20 protein-coding genes are annotated in these 20798 nt (G+C 43.4%); 4 read left to right on the top strand and 16 right to left on the bottom strand.

Features of this window, described 5'->3' with window-relative positions; translation table 11 throughout:
* Positions 1-10: 10 nt before the first annotated feature.
* The 3 genes from NSQ55_RS12575 to NSQ55_RS12565 form a co-directional block, all read right to left on the bottom strand.
* Positions 11-874, bottom strand: a complete 864-nt coding sequence (locus tag NSQ55_RS12575; RefSeq protein WP_038570403.1) for a carbohydrate ABC transporter permease — start codon at positions 872-874, stop codon at positions 11-13.
* Positions 871-1824, bottom strand: a complete 954-nt coding sequence (locus tag NSQ55_RS12570) for a sugar ABC transporter permease (protein ID WP_036686279.1) — start codon at positions 1822-1824, stop codon at positions 871-873. Before NSQ55_RS12570 ends, NSQ55_RS12575 begins: the two co-directional genes overlap by 4 nt.
* Before the next feature lie 103 nt (positions 1825-1927).
* Positions 1928-3286: an extracellular solute-binding protein gene (locus NSQ55_RS12565; protein ID WP_076125933.1), complete on the bottom strand. Its 1359-nt coding sequence runs from the start codon at positions 3284-3286 to the stop codon at positions 1928-1930.
* A 270-nt stretch (positions 3287-3556) separates the two neighbouring features.
* Between NSQ55_RS12565 and NSQ55_RS12560 the strand changes: the two genes are divergently transcribed.
* A complete protein-coding gene (locus NSQ55_RS12560; protein WP_076125931.1) occupies positions 3557-3769 on the top strand; it encodes a hypothetical protein in 213 nt (70 codons plus the stop codon).
* Positions 3770-3847: 78 nt separating this feature from the next.
* Here the strand turns inward: NSQ55_RS12560 and NSQ55_RS12555 are convergent, their stop codons facing one another.
* The 4 genes from NSQ55_RS12555 to NSQ55_RS12540 all read right to left on the bottom strand — a co-directional run bounded on the left by NSQ55_RS12555 (position 3848) and on the right by NSQ55_RS12540 (position 7434).
* Positions 3848-4009 carry a hypothetical protein gene (locus tag NSQ55_RS12555; protein WP_172628809.1) on the bottom strand — a complete coding sequence of 54 codons (162 nt, stop codon included), beginning with the start codon at positions 4007-4009 and terminating at the stop codon, positions 3848-3850.
* A 144-nt stretch (positions 4010-4153) separates the two neighbouring features.
* Positions 4154-5047 carry a polysaccharide deacetylase family protein gene (locus NSQ55_RS12550; RefSeq protein ID WP_339173667.1) on the bottom strand — a complete coding sequence of 298 codons (894 nt, stop codon included), beginning with the start codon at positions 5045-5047 and terminating at the stop codon, positions 4154-4156.
* A gap of 144 nt (positions 5048-5191) precedes the next feature.
* Positions 5192-5785: a TIGR00730 family Rossman fold protein gene (locus tag NSQ55_RS12545; protein WP_076125930.1), complete on the bottom strand. Its 594-nt coding sequence runs from the start codon at positions 5783-5785 to the stop codon at positions 5192-5194.
* 89 nt (positions 5786-5874) lie between these two features.
* Entirely contained in the window at positions 5875-7434 is a 1560-nt protein-coding gene (locus NSQ55_RS12540; protein ID WP_339173665.1) for a hypothetical protein, read from the bottom strand.
* Positions 7435-7628: 194 nt separating this feature from the next.
* Between NSQ55_RS12540 and NSQ55_RS12535 the strand changes: the two genes are divergently transcribed.
* On the top strand, positions 7629-8300 hold the full coding sequence (locus tag NSQ55_RS12535) for a tetratricopeptide repeat protein (protein ID WP_076218208.1): 672 nt from the start codon (positions 7629-7631) through the stop codon (positions 8298-8300).
* Positions 8301-8385: 85 nt separating this feature from the next.
* Here the strand turns inward: NSQ55_RS12535 and NSQ55_RS12530 are convergent, their stop codons facing one another.
* The 5 genes from NSQ55_RS12530 to rpiA all read right to left on the bottom strand — a co-directional run bounded on the left by NSQ55_RS12530 (position 8386) and on the right by rpiA (position 13768).
* Complete coding sequence (locus NSQ55_RS12530; protein WP_339173662.1) at positions 8386-11547, bottom strand: MMPL family transporter; 3162 nt, start codon at positions 11545-11547, stop codon at positions 8386-8388.
* On the bottom strand, positions 11544-11999 hold the full coding sequence (locus tag NSQ55_RS12525; protein ID WP_038570382.1) for a MarR family transcriptional regulator: 456 nt from the start codon (positions 11997-11999) through the stop codon (positions 11544-11546). The genes NSQ55_RS12530 and NSQ55_RS12525 overlap by 4 nt, the downstream gene beginning before the upstream one ends.
* Positions 12000-12170: 171 nt before the next feature.
* The gene (locus NSQ55_RS12520) at positions 12171-12611 is read right to left on the bottom strand and encodes a GNAT family N-acetyltransferase (protein ID WP_076125920.1); all 441 of its coding nucleotides are present in this window, start codon (positions 12609-12611) and stop codon (positions 12171-12173) included.
* A 3-nt stretch (positions 12612-12614) separates the two neighbouring features.
* Entirely contained in the window at positions 12615-13040 is a 426-nt protein-coding gene (locus NSQ55_RS12515; protein WP_339173657.1) for a VanZ family protein, read from the bottom strand.
* A gap of 47 nt (positions 13041-13087) precedes the next feature.
* On the bottom strand, positions 13088-13768 hold the full coding sequence (gene rpiA / locus NSQ55_RS12510) for a ribose-5-phosphate isomerase RpiA (RefSeq protein ID WP_339174496.1): 681 nt from the start codon (positions 13766-13768) through the stop codon (positions 13088-13090).
* Between the two features lie 81 nt (positions 13769-13849).
* On the opposite strand from rpiA, the gene NSQ55_RS12505 reads away from it, so the two are divergent.
* The gene (locus NSQ55_RS12505; protein WP_076183447.1) at positions 13850-14047 is read left to right on the top strand and encodes a hypothetical protein; all 198 of its coding nucleotides are present in this window, start codon (positions 13850-13852) and stop codon (positions 14045-14047) included.
* A 149-nt stretch (positions 14048-14196) separates the two neighbouring features.
* Here the strand turns inward: NSQ55_RS12505 and NSQ55_RS12500 are convergent, their stop codons facing one another.
* Positions 14197-14652, bottom strand: a complete 456-nt coding sequence (locus NSQ55_RS12500; RefSeq protein ID WP_339173651.1) for a hypothetical protein — start codon at positions 14650-14652, stop codon at positions 14197-14199.
* A gap of 231 nt (positions 14653-14883) precedes the next feature.
* Here NSQ55_RS12500 and fsa point away from each other — a divergent pair, with 231 nt between their 5' ends.
* Positions 14884-15531, top strand: a complete 648-nt coding sequence (gene fsa / locus NSQ55_RS12495) for a fructose-6-phosphate aldolase (RefSeq protein WP_036686257.1) — start codon at positions 14884-14886, stop codon at positions 15529-15531.
* A gap of 56 nt (positions 15532-15587) precedes the next feature.
* Here the strand turns inward: fsa and NSQ55_RS12490 are convergent, their stop codons facing one another.
* The 3 genes from NSQ55_RS12490 to NSQ55_RS12480 all read right to left on the bottom strand — a co-directional run bounded on the left by NSQ55_RS12490 (position 15588) and on the right by NSQ55_RS12480 (position 20648).
* Positions 15588-16901 (bottom strand): MFS transporter, encoded by a 1314-nt coding sequence (locus NSQ55_RS12490; protein WP_081383235.1) that lies wholly within the window; start codon positions 16899-16901, stop codon positions 15588-15590.
* A 132-nt stretch (positions 16902-17033) separates the two neighbouring features.
* Positions 17034-19385, bottom strand: coding sequence for an RNA polymerase recycling motor HelD (helD, locus tag NSQ55_RS12485; protein WP_339173647.1), 2352 nt, complete (start codon positions 19383-19385; stop codon positions 17034-17036).
* A 219-nt stretch (positions 19386-19604) separates the two neighbouring features.
* Complete coding sequence (locus NSQ55_RS12480) at positions 19605-20648, bottom strand: aromatic acid exporter family protein (RefSeq protein ID WP_076125912.1); 1044 nt, start codon at positions 20646-20648, stop codon at positions 19605-19607.
* Positions 20649-20798: the final 150 nt, after the last annotated feature.

Raw genomic sequence — 20798 nt, 5'->3', positions numbered from 1 at the left:
AAAAGTAAGATCAGCTCTTAATAGCTCCTGAAGTAAGTCCAGCAATCACCCAGCGGCTAAATAACAGGAATACAATCAGCAGTGGCAAGGTTGCCGTAAATGTTGCTGACATGATCATTCCGTAGTCTAGACCATCGCGATTGGAGAACAGCTGCTGGAGCGCAATCTGAATTGTGAAATGCTCTTGATTCTTCAGTACCACTAAAGGCCAGAAGAAGTCATTCCAAACGGTCATAAAATTCAGTATACCTAGTGTAGCCATAGCTGGAGTAATGACCGGGATAGCGATGTTCCAGAAGATCCGGAAATGTCCGCCGCCATCGATCCGACCTGCTTCAATCAATTCCGTATGTACAGCTGTAGTGATATACTGCCGCATCCAGAAGATCCCGAAGGCATTAACCATCGCCGGAACAATAAGTGCCTTGAAAGAGTCTATCCAGTGGAGCTTGGCCATAATTACGTAAGTAGGTAATACACCAAGCTGCTGTGGCACAAATAATGTAGCAATTACAAAGTAGAACAGAAAATTTTTAAACGGAAATTCATATTTGGCAAAGGCATAACCTGCCAGTGTACAGAAAAACACGACTGATATTGTAACCATAGATGAGACAAATAAAGAGTTGCCCAAGGCTTGAAAGAAGTCTGTTTTGTCCAGTACCCGCTGGAAATTCTCAAAAAACTGGTCTCCAACCGTAAGCAAAGGTGGCACATGGAATACTGCGCCTCTGTCATTAGTGCCAACTACAAACATCCAGTAAAAAGGAAAGATGGACACGAGCGCACCAACAATCAACAGCAGATAAAATCCTAACTTGCCGATGATCCCTAGATCATCCGGATCTTTTTTAAATACACGCAGCGTACTCACGCTTTACCCCCTCCCGTATCTCCACCCATGCGATTTGAGACCAGCATATTGAGGACAGAGAAAATAATCGTGACCAGGAACAGCAAGACTGCCGTAGCTGCTGCCGTACCAAAAAATCCGTTGCGGAATGCTTCGCTATACAAATAAGTAACCATAGTGATTCCTTCCTGACGTGTAGATCCAGTTCCCGCTTGGCCCAAAAATACATAAGGCTCAGTGAACAGCTGCAAGGCACCTATAGTTGAAAGCAAGGTAACAAATACAATGAATGGCTTCAATAGCGGTAACGTTATAAAGGTTAGCTGTTGTCTTCTGTTCGCACCGTCAATACGTGCCGCTTCATATAGATCCGTAGGGATACTTTGCAAGCCTGATAGAAAAATAATGGCATTATATCCCGTCCAGCGCCACATTACCATCGTAGAAATGGCGATTTTAACGCCCCACCAGCCAGAGTTGAAGGCCATACTATCCAGTCCCAAGCCGTTTAGAATCCAGTTGATCATTCCGTTGTTGCCAAACAGTGTGCTGAACACGAGCGTAACCGCAACGATAGACGTAATATTAGGCATAAAAAATAAAACCCGGAACGTCTTCTTAAAGCGAGTCATCGCCGAATTCAACAAAACAGCAATCAATAGAGCTAGTAATATCTGTGGAACAGTACCCATAAGCCCCATAATTAAAGTGTTGCTAAAAGAAATCCAGAAGGTCGGATCACTTGTGACCAGATCATAGTTTTTCCATCCTACAAATTTCATAGGATTCAGGGCATCCCATTTAAAGAACGAGAGATAGATCGTGAAAAAGATCGGATATAGTCCAAATATCGAGAACAGAATAAAAAAGGGCGAGATAAACGTGTAAGCAGTGATGCGGCTCCTTCTTTGTTCAGTTAAAAAGCGGCGCTTGCTCTCGGCATGCGGACTTGAAATAACAGGTTGTGCCATGTCACACCTCCAGGTAATCTAACGTGTAAATCCGAATTCACAGAGACTGTTTCACTCTATGAATCCGGACCTTCTAGAAATTGAATTTCATAAGCTTGAAATCTTAGCTGCGTTCAGCCAATGTTTTCGCTTGTTTTACTGCTTCGTTCCATTCTTTGGTCGGATCTGCTTTTTTCTCCAACACATTTTTCAATGCGTTTTTGAAGAAAGTATCGGTTTGGTCATGAAGCGGACCGTAGTATACAGGTTTTACCCGGTTTGCTGCTTTACCGAATTCTACAGCGGTTTGTTGTCCACCGAAGAAATCATCTTTGAAATCTACGAATGCAGGATCTTCATACAGGGCAGGAATAGAAGGCATAAGGCCTTTGGTTTTGAAAGATTCCAGTTGGTTTTCCTTGTTATCCATCCATGCGATAAAGTCATAAGCTTCTTTCGAGTGTTTGCCTTCTTTTGGCAGCGTCAGGAACGAGCCACCCCAGTTACCAGCACCTTCAGGGAGCTGAGCAATTTTCCATTTGCCAGAGGAGTCTGGAGCATTACTCTTAACATTTCCCGCCATCCAAGCTGGTCCCATAACTACTGCAAATGAACCGTCGTTCATGCCTTGACCCCATTCAGGAGACCAGAGCATAACATTGCTGATCCAGCCTTCTTGAATACCTTTAACCGTGAAATCATAAGCTTTTTTGACTTGCGGATTGGTATCTCCGATAAAGCTGCCATCAGCTTTGCTGAAATAGATTTCATCGGCAGATTGGTCACGCAAAGCATTAAAGGTAAGATCCGTAAGGTCTACAAATGGTTTGCCTGTTTTATCTTTAAAAGCTTTGGCAACAGCTGCGAACTTATCCCAAGTATCAATAGCAGCGCCGAATCCTTCTGAATCACTTGGCAGCCCAGCTTCTTCAGCCAAATCTGTGCGGTAATATACAACCGTTGGGCCGATATCTGTTGGAAGACCTAGCTGGAAGCTGCCATCTACGGAAGAAGCTTGTTTCCATTTCCAATCCAGATAGTTGGCTTGAATATCTTTGGCACCCAGATCATTCAGGTTATAGAACTTGTCCTGAGCGTTGATGAAACGTTCCATGAAACCGATTTCAAGTTGGAAAATATCAGGCGCACCCGATCCAGCCGACAAAGCAGTGGTCAAATTATTATGGTGAGCGGTTTGGTCACCGGTATTTTGCACTTTGATCGTAATGTTTGGATGCTCCTTAGTGTACTCCTTCGCTAAATCCTCGTAGTTCACGTTGCCCAGCGTCCAGAAAGAAAGTTCGATTTTCTCAGCCGGTTCTGTTCCCTCATCCTTAGTAGGTTCACTTGTGCTTGCTGCGTTGTTACCTGCATTTTTGTTTGATGTGTTGTTGTTCTCGGCGTTGTTGCCTCCGCATGCTGCCAGTGAACCTACGAGCATGATAGCGACTAACGATAGCGCCAAGTGTTTTACTTTATTCATTCCCCTGTACCCCTTTCAAAGGTTTCTCTTACAAGAATTAGTGTACAGGGTTTAAATTCTTTTTTTGAGGAGGTAAACTTCCGATTTATGGTGGAAATAATTACGAAACCATTCATATCTATGTTATGTCTAAGGAGGGAATATAAAATTTCGTCCAAATATGTTCCTCACAGAATACTTGTACTTCATCTTAAATTGGATTTCTTGTGCTTCCGCAGGTATACTATTTTTATTTCTTACTTCATTACATGATCAAAGGAGTTATTTCCCATGCCCATTAACCGCCCGCTGCTAAGCGACAGCGATTTCCAAGAAGCCGTTGACCGCAAATTACCTGTTCGTGTATTTCAGGACGATCATTTAGTAAATTCAGGAGCAACCGTTGTCCGCTTCACTGATTTCGATGTTGTTATTCAATCTAGAGTTAGTGATCTGACTTACTACTCACGCAAGAGCTGCGAATTTTTTGAGGTTAGACCCTAAAGAAAGCCGGAATGCAATGATCTCTAGGATCATCGCGTTCCGGCTTTCTTTAACAGACATAGGGTATAGCTTTCATCTTTAATTTTTGTTGTAGGTGCTGTACGCTTTCATTTTCTCATTCAGAACTTCCTGGAAACTCATTCTCTTCTTGTCTGCTTTTCCTTGCTTGGGATTGACCACGGGCTGAGGTCTAAAAAACTGATGATTGTAAGCCATAAGATTATGTACGATCACATTCATTGGATTTCAACCTCCTTCCGTGATGTTCCTGAAATTTGCATTTCTGCTTGGTTACTTACGGCTTATTTACCCAGCTTCTCCAAAGTATAAACAGTTTTATCAGATTCATATTAAAAAATGAAAAAGTGCAGCTTTTACAATATGCTAAATACATCTTTGTAAATCACGTATGTCTTTCCACGAAATAAGTTTAATCTCCTCATTAATAATCAATTCCTTAATTTCAATATCATTTAGAAGACGATATTCCAATTCTCTTTCTGTATAGCATTTCGTTATTGCTATTAATTGATCTGTTATTTTAGATGGATGTATAGTTAACTGTGTTATACCAGGTTTTAAATTCTTTAACAATTCAGTTAATCTCATTTTCATTTTGCTATAATCTGCAGCAGGGTAAAAACAGTAAGGAAGAGAAATTATATCATCGATTAATAAAATCCCCCTTTCTTTTGCTGAAGAAATTCTTTTTTGAAACAATTTCAACTGATTATTATTAAAAAAGGGTTGTTCTAGTATCCTAATAGGTAAATTAAAGGGCAGGCGGTACTTTTCACACAAATCAAATATTATTTCTAAAAAATCTCGCCCAGTGTATAACCCCATAATACTCCCCCCATGACTATCCAGATGAGTTGGATCAATGTCTTGTACGATTGCACTTTGGATTTGCGATTCTAACTCTATTCTAATCTCGTCATCAGCAGCGTTTCTTTCCAGAAGAGTGGCATCTTGATGAAAATACCCTTCCCCCGTAATTAAACTATTCAAGATTTTTTCTTTGAATACTGGTTGATACGGATATTTCTCGCCACTCGTTAGCGTTAGATGAATTCCAATATTCTTTATTCCTTTCCAATTAATTATCTTCATAGCGTCATTTGAGTCTGGGCAAGGCATCATAATAGATATGGATGTTATAGCTTTTCCTTCAAATAAGTTAACAATAGCTTCATTAGTTCCTTTAGTTATTCCGAAATCGTCGGCATTAATTATTAACAGACGGTCGTCAGCCGCAAAGCCTAATTTTCGAATCATAAGCCTTCCCCCTATTACTAAATGATTTAACAAAAAGAAAAAAAATAAGGACCTAGACACCGTGAAGTGTTTGCGTCCTTATTTTGAATAGCGTGCTAAACCAAAACCAATTATTCGCACCTTAGAGCAGTGGAAACCTTGAATCTAGCGCTGAGACGGGAACCTTGCTTTCCCCTTCTCATCATTATTATGATCCACTCGCCCTCTCATCAGTTCAAGCAGATATTCGGGTTCTGAGTTCATATGCAGCATTTGAAGTGCAGTTTTTGGTGCAAAACCTTCAGCCACACTATGGGAGATCAAGGCTTGCAGTGGATTAAAATAACCTCGAACATTCAGCAGCCCTATAGGCTTCTGATGAATACCAATCTGCATCCAGCACAGAATTTCAAATAGCTCATCGAAGGTTCCAAGACCTCCCGGCAAAGCAATAAAAGCATCCGCCATACCGCTCATTACCGCCTTACGTTCATGCATACTGGAGACCTCAATCAGATTCGTCAATCCGGAGTGTCTGATTTCATCTTGAAAAAGATCCACTGGCATAATTCCTACAGCTTCGCCACCATTAGCGAGTACCCCGTCCGCAACCTGTCCCATAAGGCCATTCCGCGAACCTCCATAGACCAACCTACAGCCTTGTGCCGCTATATGATAACCTAATTCCCTAGCCATTTCCGTATATTCAGAGTTAAGACCTGGATTCGATCCGGCAAACACACATATTGTAAAAGCCATTCCTATCACTCCAGACTGGTTATTATGGTGAAATTGAGATTAATTCACTTATTGTACCTCAGAATATTAATATATGTGTTAAATGTAAGTCATCTTTTTGTTTGTAATGTTAATTGGTACAGCGTACTATTCCACTCCGCAAATAGACCTGTAGCTTTGGCCAAAGCCGCTGCTGGCACTAGAGAAGTGTAGCTTACTTTAATGGATTCTGCTGACGGTAATGAAATTTTCTTCCCAGCTTTCGTCAACGTCAGTTCCCCCTCCAAAGACAGGGTATATCCCAGACTTTCTGCTACATCCCTAATCGGTACTTTTACACTTCCATCCATAAAAATAGCAGACTGTGCGGAATCCATTTTTTGACCATCTACAATTACAGTAACAGGCTTTAAAATAGGAGATATAGCAAAAGGACGTGAATCAACAGCGCTAATTCCGAGTTGACCAAACCTATTTGTTCCCCAAGCCACAGCTGTTCCATCCTTCAGGACTGCATACTTACTATTCTCACCCATGGCAAAAGAAACAGGATCACTCAATCCTTTTATTAACTTAGGCTGCGTAAAAACTAAACGGTTGTCGGTTGTTGGTTGGGTACTCCAAGTCCACACGGTGCCATCTTTTTTAACAGCTGCAAAGTTGTCTAAATCCAGCGTAAGTTTTGAGATCGATTTTACGGCTGTAATCTTTTGCAGACCTTGTAGTGAGGTACCAGCTTTCCATACCCAGTATTCTCCTTTTTTATTGCCAACAAGATTGAACCCGTTTTTCGTCTGGACAGATACAATATCCGTAAGACCTGGCATCTTGCTCATCGTGACTTCGTTATAATTATTGCTGTCAATTGTTCCCCAGACGCTCCCGCTCTCGGTTAAAGCCAGTATACTGCGATCGCTCATAGAGACGGACTTTACATGGTATAGATCCTTAACTGGGGTCGGTTTCTTCATCACATTCGTGTTCTCTGTTTGCGGGATAGCACTCCAAATCCACAGCGTACCGTTAGTTCGAATGGCGGCATGATAAATACTGCTTCCGATCCACTTCACTTCGCTCAAACCCTGTACCTTAGTGGCAGCAGGCAGCTCTGTATAGCCCACATCTGAAGCTTCTGGAGGATTCCACTGGAGTAGACTTCCATCGTTTCTCAAAGCTAATGCACTATGCAATCCTGACGATATACTAACCACATCACTCATTCCTGAGATCCCTTGAGGAAGCAGAACCTTGTGTTGTTTAGCACTTGCCCCATTGCCAGCTTCTGCTACACTCTTATCCCGATAATCTCCCCAAGCCTTAACCGTACCGTCTTCGTTCAGCGCTACATAGTACGCTTCGCCGATCGCCAGCTGTTTCGTATGTTCAAGCCCAGCTATTTTATGGGGAGTAATCGTCCACCCCTCAGGCCCGGCGGTACCATTAGCAAATTGACCAAAAACATTACTCCCCCAGGACCAAACATCTCCGTCAGTTCCCACCGCAAAAGAGCTTCCACCCCAAAAACCAGGCGAAGCAACAATCTCCTTAATCCCACCCAACTTCCCAGGTGATGGAGCTGCACTTATAACTTGAGGGACAGACAATGCAGTCACCAGACTTGAACAAACCAACAAACTAAACAGCCTTAGCTTCCTTGAAAATAAGTGCATCTTGATTTTCCCTTCTTATGATATTATTGTAATTATTATTTCTATTACACTAAGACGCTATAAAGCTGACAAAAGTTGTAGTTTATCTTAAATCCCGGGATTCAGATTGGTTTGAATTATGATATAATTACGCTGCCTTAGATCTACTCTTATTCAACCGCAATACCGGAACCAAATGATCATGGAGGGAAATCATGCTTAAATTTATAGGTATTATGATGCTTTTCAGATTAGTGGGCAACCCTTTTCTGGCTTTATTCATCCTGCTTGTTATCTTGTATTTCTTAGATCGGCGATACGTGGGAATCTTCCCTAGTATAACAAAGCCCTTCAAACGGGTGCGGCAAATCTCCAAGCTGCGCACAACAGTATCTTTGAATCCAAATGATGTTTCTGCAAAATTTGATTTAGCCCGGAATCTGTCAGAACGTAAAAAATACAAGGAAGCCAAGGATATCCTGCTACAGATCGAAGACCGTTACGAACAATCTGCCGAATATTGGGTGGAGCTGGGTCATGTGAATCTTAAGCTGGGCGCTTTGGAAGAAGGCGAAGATCAGATGCTTCGAGGTCTAGAAATTAACCGAAAAGCCCAATATGGTCAGCCATATCTTCGGTTAGCGGAAACCTTCCGCCATACAAATCACGATAAAGCGTTGCATTACGTTACTCAATTTCAAGAGATTCAGTCTTCCTCTAGTGAAGCCTATTATTTAGCCGGCTCCATGTACAAAGCACTGGGCAGAACTGAGGATGCTAAACGTGCTTTCGACGAATCCACCGCCATCTACCGTTCGCTACCCAAATATAAAAAACGGCAAGAACGCGGCTGGGCGTTACGTAGCTTTTTTGCCAAAATGAAATAAACTTTGTACTTATATTTTCACAAAAAAACCTCTAGCCGCCTATTTATTTAGGCAAACACTAGAGGTTTTTTGCTGTGTAGAGTGATTACATGTTTACATCTTGTTTAGTGGGTTCTCCACTTTGTTTGACCGCAAATGGCCACCAGTTCCCACGGCCGAAGATCCGTACCATAACAGGAACAAAAAACGGCAAGAAGATTAGTGCATACAAGGCCAATCCTACAAGCACCACTGTTGCAATCTGCATCATCGACAATACGCCTGAAGGGTACATCGAAGCGAAGGTACCGCCCAAAATAACTACCGCCGAAAGAATGACTGTTCCCATATTTCGCATAGCATGCAGGATCGCTTCCCGCACATCCCAAGTTTTATATTCGTTAAAGCGGGCCATTAAGAAAATACTATAATCTACTCCAAGTGCAATCAGCATAACAAAGCTGAAGAATGGCGTTGTCCAGGTAATCCCTTCAAAGTGCAGAAGGTGAACAAATATAGCCTCTGTAACACCCAATGCTGAAAAATAAGTAATCAAAAGAGAAATAATAAGGTAAATCGGCATTACGATTGAACGAAGCAGCAACACCAAGATAATGAAGATCCCACCCAGCATCAAGATTACTGTACGTGTGTAGTCTTCGTTGGAAATATTACGCAAATCGTTCTGGCTGCTTGTAACCCCGCTGATTGCAGACTCTGCATTTTCCAGCTTCGTACCTTTCACTGCACGATCTACTGCTGCTTGAATATCATCAACACTGTCAATAGCTTCTGAACTATATGGATTCTCAGTGAATACTACATCCAGCGTCATTACCTTACGGTCGTCAGACAAGTAGGTATTAAATACCTGCTCTATGCCTTCAGCTTCAAGAGCCTCAGCCGGTACAAAGAATCCACTCAGCTCATCATCCTTAGCCGCTTGAATCTGATTCAAATAATCTTGTGCAGAGCCCAGCCCACTGGTAATTTGTTCCAATCCGTTTGCACTGTCGCTTAATCCAGTAGTTAAGGCTCCTATCTGCCCTGTTAATTGACCAAACCCATCCGCAAGCTGCTGCTGTCCACCTTGCAATTGATCTAGGCCACTAGTAATGGATGGAATTTTATCTACGATCTGTCCTTGACCTGCTGCGGCCTGCTCCAGCCCAGATTGCAGCTGACCGATGCCCGCAACAAGCTTAGCTAAACCTTGTGCGAGTGCAGTTTGCCCAGCCGAAGCTTTGGCATAGCCAGCATTCGCCTCATTTAAGCCTGCTGCTGCTCCTTTAAGCTGCTCTGAGATCTGCCCAAGACCCGCTGCCAGCTGAGCTGCCCCAGTACCACTCTGCGTTACGGTGCCTTTAATGGTCAGATAATTAACATCCTGCAGAATTTCCGGATAACTGCTCTCAAGACCATTAAAAGAACCATCCAGTCCCTTCAACGCTTCTGCCACACCTTGCAGCTGCTGCGGAAGCTGCCCAAGCCCTTGATCCAGCGCAGTTAAACCGCTGCCGATTTTTTTATATCCCTCCAGCAGCTTCGTATTGGCATCCGCAAGCTGCTTGGCACTAGCAGCTGCCTGTTGAAGTCCTGCTTTGATCTTTCCTGCACCAGCTGAGCCGCTTTTTATTCCGCTCTCAATACGTGCCAGCCCATCGCCTAACGCGACGATTCCATCTTTCAGTTCTGCTGTGCCTTCCGTCAGCTTAGCGCTGCCTTGAGCAGCCTCTGTAAGCTTAGGTGCATTTTCACTCAGCTGTTTACTAGCTTCAGACAATCCCGTTTGAATCTTGGTCAGTCCCTCACTGGTCTGATCCAGACCGTCAGATAAAGTCCCCACCTGATTCGGGATTAAGAAATCACTGATCAGCTCTCCGGTTGGACGAGACATGCTGCGCACCGATTTTACGCTGTCCACTTTTTCCAGCTCGCGGCTGATTTTTTCTGCAAGTCCAAGATATTCTGAAGTATCCATCCGATCATCATTTTTGATTACGATCTTGCCAGGCATGGATTCACCCGGCCCGAAGCTATCCGAAATGATGTTAAATCCTTTTACCGAGGCATATTCTGAGCCAATTTCCTCCAAGCTGTTGAAGGACAGCTTTCCGCTATAGGTAACAAGGAACGGAGCTACGATTACTGCAACAATTAGCAGCGCGGCCCATGGTCTTTTTAAGGAAAAAGAACCTGCTGCTCCCCAAATACGGCTCTCACTGTGCTCCAGCTTCCCGCGTGAAGGCCAGAAGAGCTTTTTGCCAAGTACCGCCATGAAGAATGGAACTATGGTTACAAGCGCCAGCAGCATAACCGCAATCCCCACGGCAACGGCTACCGCCGAGCGATACAGAATGAATTTGGATAATCCAATCGCTACAAAACCTACGAATACCGCAAGTCCGGAATAGAACACCGTTCCCCCAGCCTTACGGTAGGTTGCAATAATAGCACTTTTGGTATCTTCTGCTGTCATCATTTCTTCTTTAAAACGACTGATTAACAGGATACAATAATCCGTACCAATCCCGAACATGACCGCAACCATAAAGATTTGAGTAAATGTAGATAATGGAAAATCATAACGGTCCACTAAAAAAGCCACAACGGACTGAGAAACAATATAGCTGAGTCCTACCGTCAGTAGCGGAACAAACGGTGCCACGAACGAACGGAATACCACGAACAGGATAAGTAAAATAAAGACTACCGTAATATATTCCGATTTCTTAAGCCCGGCTTCCGAGCTAGCAATCATATCCTCAGTAATCAAACCCTCACTGGTTAAATAATGATCCGCCTTAACATCTGTGAGTAATTCATCCACTTTATCAGGAAGTGCGGTGACAGACTCTCCTCCGCCTTTGATAGACAACGCCACCATTATCGTCTTGCCATCCTTGGCAATCAACGTATCCTTAAGCTCACTTTGTGAAAAAGGATCGGTGATGGAATCGATCTGCAGCGTCTCCTTATTCGCAGCCAACTTCTCAACGCCCTGCTGGATACTAGCTGTTTCATTGGCTCCGATTCCCTCTGGATTATTGAATACAAGAGCTACCTGATGCAGTGTCTCTCCGCCCTTATCATTCGCCGCTTCCTTTAAGATTTCTGCCGCTCTAGATGAGGAATAGCCATCAGGTACAGTAACCTGCCCCTTCTCACGTACAAGATCAGAGAACGAAGGGGCCGTCATGACCAAAACTACGGCCACAGCGAGCCAGATTGCGATAACCGCCCATCTTGCTTTTAGAATCGTCTTCATGGATTCTTCCCTCCATCATCATTCTGAATTAAATTCGCCAGCTTCTCGAACATCATGACGAACATTTCAATATCCTTCTCTTCAAAATGAAACAAATACGGGGAAATCACTTCATGTACCTGCGTCTCCGCTGCTTCAAAAACTTTTTTTCCGTGCTCAGACATCGACAAATACACCTGGCGGCGATCATTCTCGTCACGAGTTCGCTCGATTATACCCGCTTGCACCAATCTGTTGATGATTGCAGTAATGGAGCTTTTACCCACGCAAAAAGATTCAGCAAGATATGTAGACGTACATTGTTCCTGAGCATTAATCAATCGAAGAATTTGATACTGATCATTCGTTGTCTCCGCAGCAATACTATCTTTAATTCTTGCTGCTACTTGTCTTGTCACAATCAAATAAGCATCCATGTAGCGATTGATCCAATGTTGCACTTCGTTATCCAAAGCTTCCTACCTCCAAAATATAGTTCAACTATCGAACAGTTTCATTGTCAAACTATAATACCTGCTTTTATAAAAGTCAATTGGCTTTTTTTCGGGCATTTAAAGGCAAAACGCAAAAAAAACAGGCCGAGATTCCTCTCGACCTGCCATTTTATGACCTTCAAAGACTTTTTAGTCCTCATCCTCGGTCTCTTCAACTTCGTATACACATCTTAACATTTCAATTCCGGCTTCATTCTCTCCTAAGCTGTACACCATGAACCCTAGACTGCGATAAAAATCTGCGGCGATTTCATCCTCAGTCTCAGCTACCAGATAACGCGGCTGACGAGTAGCGAGCAGCTCCAGAATCATCCCCCGCGCATAACCTTTCCCTCTATTCTCTGGCAAGACGGCAATATGCCGAATGTCCAAAGAACCGTCTTCGGTTTCTTCGAAGCCTACAAGACCAAGCAGGAGTTCTTCTTCTTCCCAGCCATATAACTGCAGCCCGGCTTGTTCGCTGTACTCAGACGATGTCTGCTCCAACGCGTTGGGGTCATCTATGACCGCATACGTCAACAGCTCGTTCACCTCAGGCGAACCAATAAGGGATTTAAGATCTACCAACATTGTTCACATTCCTCCTTCTCTGTTGCTTCTGTACCCGATTCGAAACATACAGTAACCTGTCCAAATCCCTAACATGTTTAACAATAGATCATCAATATCAAAGCTTCCGACATGCAGCAGCATTTGCAGAGACTCCAAAAGCAGGATGCAAGGAACAGCATATAAAGAGATTCTTTTCCAAGAAATTGGCCGTGTCTTTGCAAGTGGAATTAGTATACCAAATGGGATAAACACAACAACATTTCCAAGCAGATTCACAAACCGGCTGATCAGCGATACCCCGTTATTCATGTCGAAATAAAGTGACACCGTACGTAATGGAATCAAATTGTACTGAAGCGGGCCACCTGTATGGATCTCTCGCCCAAAACCGATAAACATCCAATAGATAACAGTAGCACTATACAGAGTCAGCCCTATCCGTGTCAATGCTCTCAGCTTCCGTAATCTGCTAGATTCTCCAGATCTACGAATGATCAATTACCCGGTTTAACTTCTATAATTTCAATGCTTCCATCTTTTTTACCCACAATAGCCATTGCTGCAATTCCAATAAATAAGCCGTGTTCCACAACTCCCGGAATACTTTGGATGGTCAGTGCCAGCTTCGGTGCGGACTCAATGACTTCGAACCGGCAGTCTGCGATGTAATTGCCGTTATCTGTCTTGTACAGCTCTTCTCCGCTACGACGCAATTCAGGATTGCAACCCAGCTTGGCAAGTTCAGCCACAGTCCATTCCCATGCAAAAGGAACAATTTCCACAGGCAGCGGGAATTTGCCAAGTGTGTTTACCACTTTACTCTCATCAGCAATAACGATCATACGAGTACTGTTACTCGCAACAATCTTCTCCCGAAGCAGCGCGCCGCCGCCGCCTTTAATAAGCTGTAGACTACTATCCAGCTCGTCCGCCCCGTCAATGGTCAGGTCCAGACTATCAATATCTCCAAAAGCTACGATTGGAATCCCAAGTTCACGCGCCTGTTCTTCGGAAGCACGGGAGGTTGCTACAGCGGTAATCTTTAGACCTTCACTGACGCGCTCACCAAGCTTGTTGATCGCCCAATAGGCTGTAGATCCAGTGCCAAGGCCGATCTTCATGCCATCTTTTACAAATTCCACTGCTTTTTCCGCGGCTAATTGTTTAACATTGATACTCATTTTATTACCCCCATGTTATCCGTTATAATGATCTATGATGATGTTGAAATCACCTATTGTTCAGGAGGATTCCGGATGAGAACCGAAAACCAAATTCAATCTAAAATCAACGAATTGACACTGCAGCGCAGATCTCTGGAATCAAGATTAGCTTCATTAACAGAGAACAGCCCACAGCAAGATAACCTGCAAGCTCAGCTCACTAGAGTTGAAGATATGGTCATGATGCTGGAATGGGTGCTTAATGCACCCGTAGGGAGATATCATGCCTAAGGCTGACTGCCATCCATTATTTTACCAAACAATGCCGGTAGCTGTGTTTACATAAAACGCGATTGCTTCCGGCTGTTTGATTCTTTTTTTATATCCAAATTTGTATTATGCTTTGCGCAGAGCAAAAAATCAATATCTTTCACCCTACTCTATGTATATTGTAAATTCACTGCATCCTCTAGATTGAGAATCATCTCTTTTTCTGTGTGATTAGCCGTCCTGTGTAAGTAGGCTTTATGCTCAGAATACGCATCCAAAGGCATTGGCCTCCTAATCTTGTCAAGCATATTACGCTCGACATCAGCCAGTAAGTAATCCCCTTTTCCCGCTGCAACTCTGCACAAAATAATCATAGCTACAGGCTTGTTCACAACAACCGCTCCATTCGACCGCGCAAATACAGTGTATTGAAATAACGGAATGGCCTCAGGTTCTTCAACACCAGCTGCACTAGATTGGTCAAAGATAGAATACATAAGGGAAGGATCACTTGATGCAGTACCGAGTTTCTTCTGATTAGACACCAACTTGCTGTTCTGGTAGGCAAGGAATCCCGCTGCTGCCAGCACAAGCACAAGTAAAATCACCAATATCGCATACATCATCCCATCCCCACCTCCCACTCCAAAATAACAATTCCGGTTATATATTATCATGGAGGGAGGCCTAAGCCAATCTTATATTATCTGAAATTCAGCGCATACAGGTAATACTGATTCTATAAAGTTATTTTGAAATATTCAAAATAACAGTTGAAACTTTGATTTGCATGTCTCATAATGTAAATATGAATGTTGCTTGTCAATCCATATGGAAATCAAGGGAGGAAATTTAAAATGAAGTTTTTCTTGGATACCGGAAACATTGAAGAAATCAAACGTATTACTCGCCTAGGACTAGTGGATGGCGTAACGACTAACCCTTCGCTGATCGCTAAAGAAGGAAGATTGTTCAAGGATGTTATCAAAGAAATCGTTGCAATCGTTCCAGGACCTGTAAGCGCAGAAGTAATCGGACTTACAGCAGAAGAAATGCTTAAAGAAGCATACGAAATTGCTGAATGGGCTCCAAACGTTGTAATTAAACTCCCTATGACTGAAGATGGCTTGGAAGCTTGTTATGAGCTTACTAAAAAAGGCATCAAAACTAACGTTACACTAGTATTTTCCGCGGCTCAAGGTTTGATGGCTGCTAAAGCAGGCGCAACTTATATCTCTCCTTTCGTAGGTCGTCTGGATGATATCGGTGTTGACGGAATGAAGCTGATCAAGGATCTGAAGACTATCCTGACTAACTACAACTTGAAATCCGAGATCATTGCAGCAAGTATCCGCAACATTGCTCATGTTGAGCAAGCAGCTATTGCTGGTGCACACATCGCTACAATCCCAGGTTCACTTCTGCCAACCCTCTGGAAGCACCCGCTGACAGATAACGGTATTGAACGTTTCTTGAAGGATTGGGAATCTGTTCCACAAGCCTAAGAATATCTTTTATTCTTTTATCTAGAGGGCTATCCCACAAGCTGCGGCAACGCAGCTTAGGGATAGCCCTTTTTTCCATCCAGAGACATTGAGGAGGTTTGGCGAATACGTTTCGGCCAGATTGGAGGAATTACCTTCTCTGTGTCTTTAACGCCTGGCTCCCCCTTTTCCCCCTTACTCGGAGTTACTGCAAACAAGGTCAGCAATCCACCAATTGCCCCTACTGTAGCCATCAACGCAAACAAGACCCAATGCCCGCTGCTTAGCAGCAACGATACCACCGGTGGCCCCAACGCTACCCCTATAAACCTCATACTACTATAAAGAGCGGTGATTGTGCCGCTGTTCTCCTTCTCAATCCCCTCCGTGATTAAAGCATCCATACAGGGAAGTACAATTCCGATTCCAACACAGCCTAAACCCATAAACCCTACTAAAAAATAAATGCCTTTGTTGAATCCCGCACAAATCATCGCCGCAGTCAGTAACACCATGCCCCCAAAACCCAGCCATTTCATTAGCGTTTTATTCTGACCAATGATCTTTCCTGTTCCATAGGAGGACAGACATAAGAGGGCAAGCGGTATCGCCAACACAAACCCCTTCGTCGCCCCGTGCATTTTATATTTAGTTTCCAGCATTTCTGATAAATAGAATTGGACACCAAAGGTCACAAACATACAGATGCCGCCTATGGCAAAAATAGCATACAACCAACGTCCCTTTTTGCGTAAAACGCTCACAATTCCAGATAAAAACGCTCGAAGTTCCTGTTTCTCAGGTTCATCCTTTGCTTCGGGCTTTCGGACCAGAAATAAGACTAACAAAAATGAAATTAGACATAAAATGGGAATTGCAATAAAAGGAGCAAACCAGAGCCATATCCCAAGATAGGCACCAAGAATTGGACTGAGTACTTTACCAAACGTATTGGAGGTCTCAATGATTCCCAGACTTTTGCTCACATCTTCTTCTTCCTTGAACAAATCGCCTACAAAGGGGATTACAATTGGAAAAGCACCCGCTGCACCAATTCCTTGCAACAGACGCCCCGCTAAGATCACCCAATAAGCGCTAACTCCCTTCATAAACCAAGCAGCCACCACGCAGACAGCACCGCCAATTGCGGCAATGATTAAACTCGGAAGAATAACCTTCTTTCGCCCAAAACGGTCTGACAGATAACCTGCAATAGGGATCATTACAATTGCCATCAATCCATACACGGTAATCAGCATACTGACTTGAAAAGCGCTAATGCCGAGTTCTTTGGAGATCTGCGGCAGAATAGGCAGCAGCATGGAGTTACCGAGGGTCATTATTAGTGGGATTGATGCTAAGGCAAGCAGATCCCATTTTCTTTCCTTCATGAACTGACCACCTTTGTCATTGTGTACAACATTCTTTATTGTGGTTTGTTCGCCCTTCTTTATTCATGAAAACAAAAAGACCGTCCCTCCGCTGCTTCGGAAAGGACGATCTTAAAATGAAGAAATCTATGGTTACAGCGACCCGGCGCTTAAAGATGCCACATTAGCGGACGGTATAAAATGGCTAGGTTCACCCAGACTAAAAATGTGCAGCAAGTGCATAGCCCGAGTGCACGCCGTATAAAACAATTTGCGTTCACTTTCTCTGCCATATTGTTCAGCCGAGCCATCATAGATGACGACCGCATCAAACTCCACGCCTTTTGCTAAATAAGCAGGCAGAACCAGTGTCCCCTTCTGAAAATTCGGTGTTTCCTTTGTAACAAGTCTCACCGGCAGGCTACGATTCAGTTCAGCATGAACCCTTGCGCTTTCCTCCGCTGTTTTGCAGATGACAGCCACATAATGATATCCCTCAGAATGCAGCTTGCGGATATCCTGTTCCACAGCATTCAGAAGCTCCTTCTCGCTGGATACCACACTTAGCTGGGGCTCTTCTCCCCGCCGATTAAATGGTACGATTCGTTCTCCTCCAGGGATCATTGACCGCGTAAACTCCACGATCTCATAAGTTGAACGGTAGCTTTGGGTTAACGAGATCACTTCTGTGTTCTCTTCACCATATATACTTACGAGACTAGACAAATCCCCCAGTACCTCACCTTGCGCATAAATGGCCTGGTTCAGGTCGCCTAATACGGTCATTTTTGCTCTTGGAAATAAACGCCGCATGAACTCTAATTGGAATGGAGAATAGTCTTGTACCTCATCTACAATCACATGGCGGATCAGTGTGTTGGTCCGGAAGCCTTGGCTTAACTCCTTCAGATAAAGGAATGGCGTAGCATCCTCATAAGCAAGCTCGTTCACTCCAATGGATTCCAATGTTTGCTCACAGATATCATCCCACACCTCTGGTAAAGGATAATCTCCATTGAGGCGCACCATAAGCTCGCGATCTGTAAATAACGTGCTGTACAAGCCCTTAACGTCCACAAAACGACCCCGTTTAGTCCAACCCCGCAGGGGTTTGAGCCGCTGGCTGACTACATAACGAGATAACACTTCTTTTTCCGTATCAAAATCGTCAAAGCTATCCTGCGAAGCTTTCTTCTTCCGACGCAACATCTGATATGCACGGTGATAATCGCTGGAATCCAGCAGCTCGATCTGATCTTCGACCCACTTCGCATTTCTTTCCTCATGAGTAAAATCTGCAATTTTTTTAAGCAGCCAGCGGATCATCAAATCCACACGATTTGCAAGCTTTATGGCAGGATCGTACGCATAGAACTGGCGTTCCATTTCTTCTTTACTGACCACTGCTTTCCCTTGAAACATTAAAGGTTTAAAAAGCATACCCTCCTGTTCCAATAACGTAGCATACCGCCGAATCACATCGAGGAAAGGTACGGACGATTTATAGGCAATGCCTTCTCTGCGTATAGCCACCTCAGGACCCTCAGGAGCATTAAGTAAACTTTCGGTCTGACTAAAGACATCTTCCAGCAGGAATTCATGTCCAAGACGATGTTCTAAATACATTTGGAACGTTGTTTGCTGCATATTTTCTTCGCCTAGCTCCGGGAGCACTGTAGATACATAGCTGTTAAACAGCGGATTCGGTGAAAACAGCAGCATTTGATCTGCTGATAATACGTCACGGTATTTATATAGAAGATAAGCTACCCGCTGCAATGCAGCAGAGGTTTTTCCGCTTCCCGCTGCTCCTTGCACAACTAGCATCCGGCTTTTGTCGTTGCGGATTATCGCATTTTGCTCTTTTTGAATTGTAGCAACAATACTTTTCATTCGATCGTCAGCGCTATGACTTAGCACCTGCTGCAGCAGCTCATCCCCGATCGTAACCCCAGTGTCAAACATAACTTCAATTACACCGTCAGCAATAACAAACTGGCGTTTAAGATTCATTGTTCCGGAGACTAATCCTCCAGGTGTTTCATAAGCTGCAGGACCTGGTGCCCCGTCATAATACAGACTGGAGATAGGCGCACGCCAGTCATAGATCAAAAAGGTGCCATCATCCTCCATCAAGGATCCAATCCCTAGATAAATCTTTTCCAGCCCGCCCGTTGGTTCCTCTGTGAAATCAATGCGGCCAAAGTAAGGAGAGACAACCAGCTTTTTATATTTTTTCAGCGCCTTGCTTGATTGCAAATGATGACGTTCCCGTTCATTGAGGATTTGGGACTGTTGGCGAAGACTTGTTGAGGTTTCTCCCAAATCATCCGGGCTACTGAAGTTTACGGTTACCTCTTCCCAGAAGTCTTTCCGCATATCCACTACATCACTGCGATGAAGTCCAAGCTCCTCTGATAAATTGCGAATATGGGCGGACAAAAGCTTGGTTACTCCGTCAACCCGTTCCTGTTCCTCTTTCCACTGACTTTCATTGTTATCCACTACATTTCATCCCCTTTTGGAAGGTTGACATTCCATTTGAATCATGATATGATAAATTTGCATATTTATGTTTTTAAATGCATACTTATTCGATATCTTACCATTTTAGCAATTTCAGTTTGAGATTTCAAGTATTCTCTTAAATAGATGATCCGGTCCCTGTGGAACCGGATTTTTTGCTGTTACAAAGCTTATATGTTGCTCTTCACAAGGTTATGTTTAGGCTTCATGCACAGATTCTTTATCCTCCGCTATACGATTCATCTGATCGGCCACTTTATCTAAGCGCTCCAATTGATATCCGTAATCATAAATCGCAGCAGCCACAACATATAAACGCAGCTGACCTATTTTCTCTGCATTATACCCCAAAATCGCGGTATTCAGGAATTCATCATTGTCTTCTCCCAAAGGTTCGGATTCATTGGCATTGGGCTTTAATTTGTCTTCAAACTTAAGTAAGATGTGCTGATGATATTTGATTAAATGTTCCAAATGATTATCAAATAGAGCATCTGTATGTTCGGTCCGATCCGCCTGGAAATAATGCCGATCTACGGCCTCGAGAACATCGTAACCTTTTTGCAAAGAAGCTAACAGGTTCTTATACACAACCATTTGTCTAGTCTGGCTATACTTGGCCCGTTTTAACTGCTTCTGTTCCTCCTCAAACAATGCATACTTATCAGCCAACGATTTTATGGATGAATGCAAGGCATTTTTTTCATCACGAAATACACTTTCCTTCATCTCATGAGAAACCGCTGTTCTTAGCAATAAAGAGAGGCTTGAAAAAACATTCTCAATTTGCTTAATGTATTGTTTACGAGGTTTTGGAGGAACGACAATAATATTGATTAGAAATGCAGAAACAATACCTGTCAAAGTTAATAAAAAACGATTAAGTGCGAATTGCCATTCACCCGAAGCCTCCATCACTGTTATTACAGTAACTAACGTAAGACTTATCGTATCCGCCCGGTTGATTTTCATACTGATCATAATGACTAGAATACAGACCAAACCGACTGCTATTGGGCTGTTGGATAACAGCATCCCTCCAAGTAAAGCCAGGACGGCCCCCATTGTACTAGTCGTGAGCTGGTCAAGAAAATAACGCCAAGAGCGATAAATAGAGGGCTGCATAGCGAAAATCGCCGCAATCCCTGCACCCACGGCAGAAGGAAATTGAAGCATTACAGCTAAATACAGGGCTAGCGTAACGGCCAAACCTGTTTTAAATATGCGAGCTCCTAAAGCCAAACCTATCCCTCCTAAAAATTAGCCCACGCTACAATATGAACATCAGCGAACCCTCGTACTTCTAATTACCCCAGCCTGGAGTTGATGAATTTTAAGAACATTTAAGCTCTCACTCATGTTTCTTTCAGCTTTCAGGGAATACTAATTCGA

Source organism: Paenibacillus sp. FSL H7-0943, assembly GCF_037963265.1.
GTDB classification, from domain to species: Bacteria; Bacillota; Bacilli; order Paenibacillales; family Paenibacillaceae; genus Paenibacillus_AQ; species Paenibacillus_AQ odorifer.
Note: the sequence above shows the minus strand (reverse complement) of the source record. Positions and strands in the feature narration are given on the sequence as shown.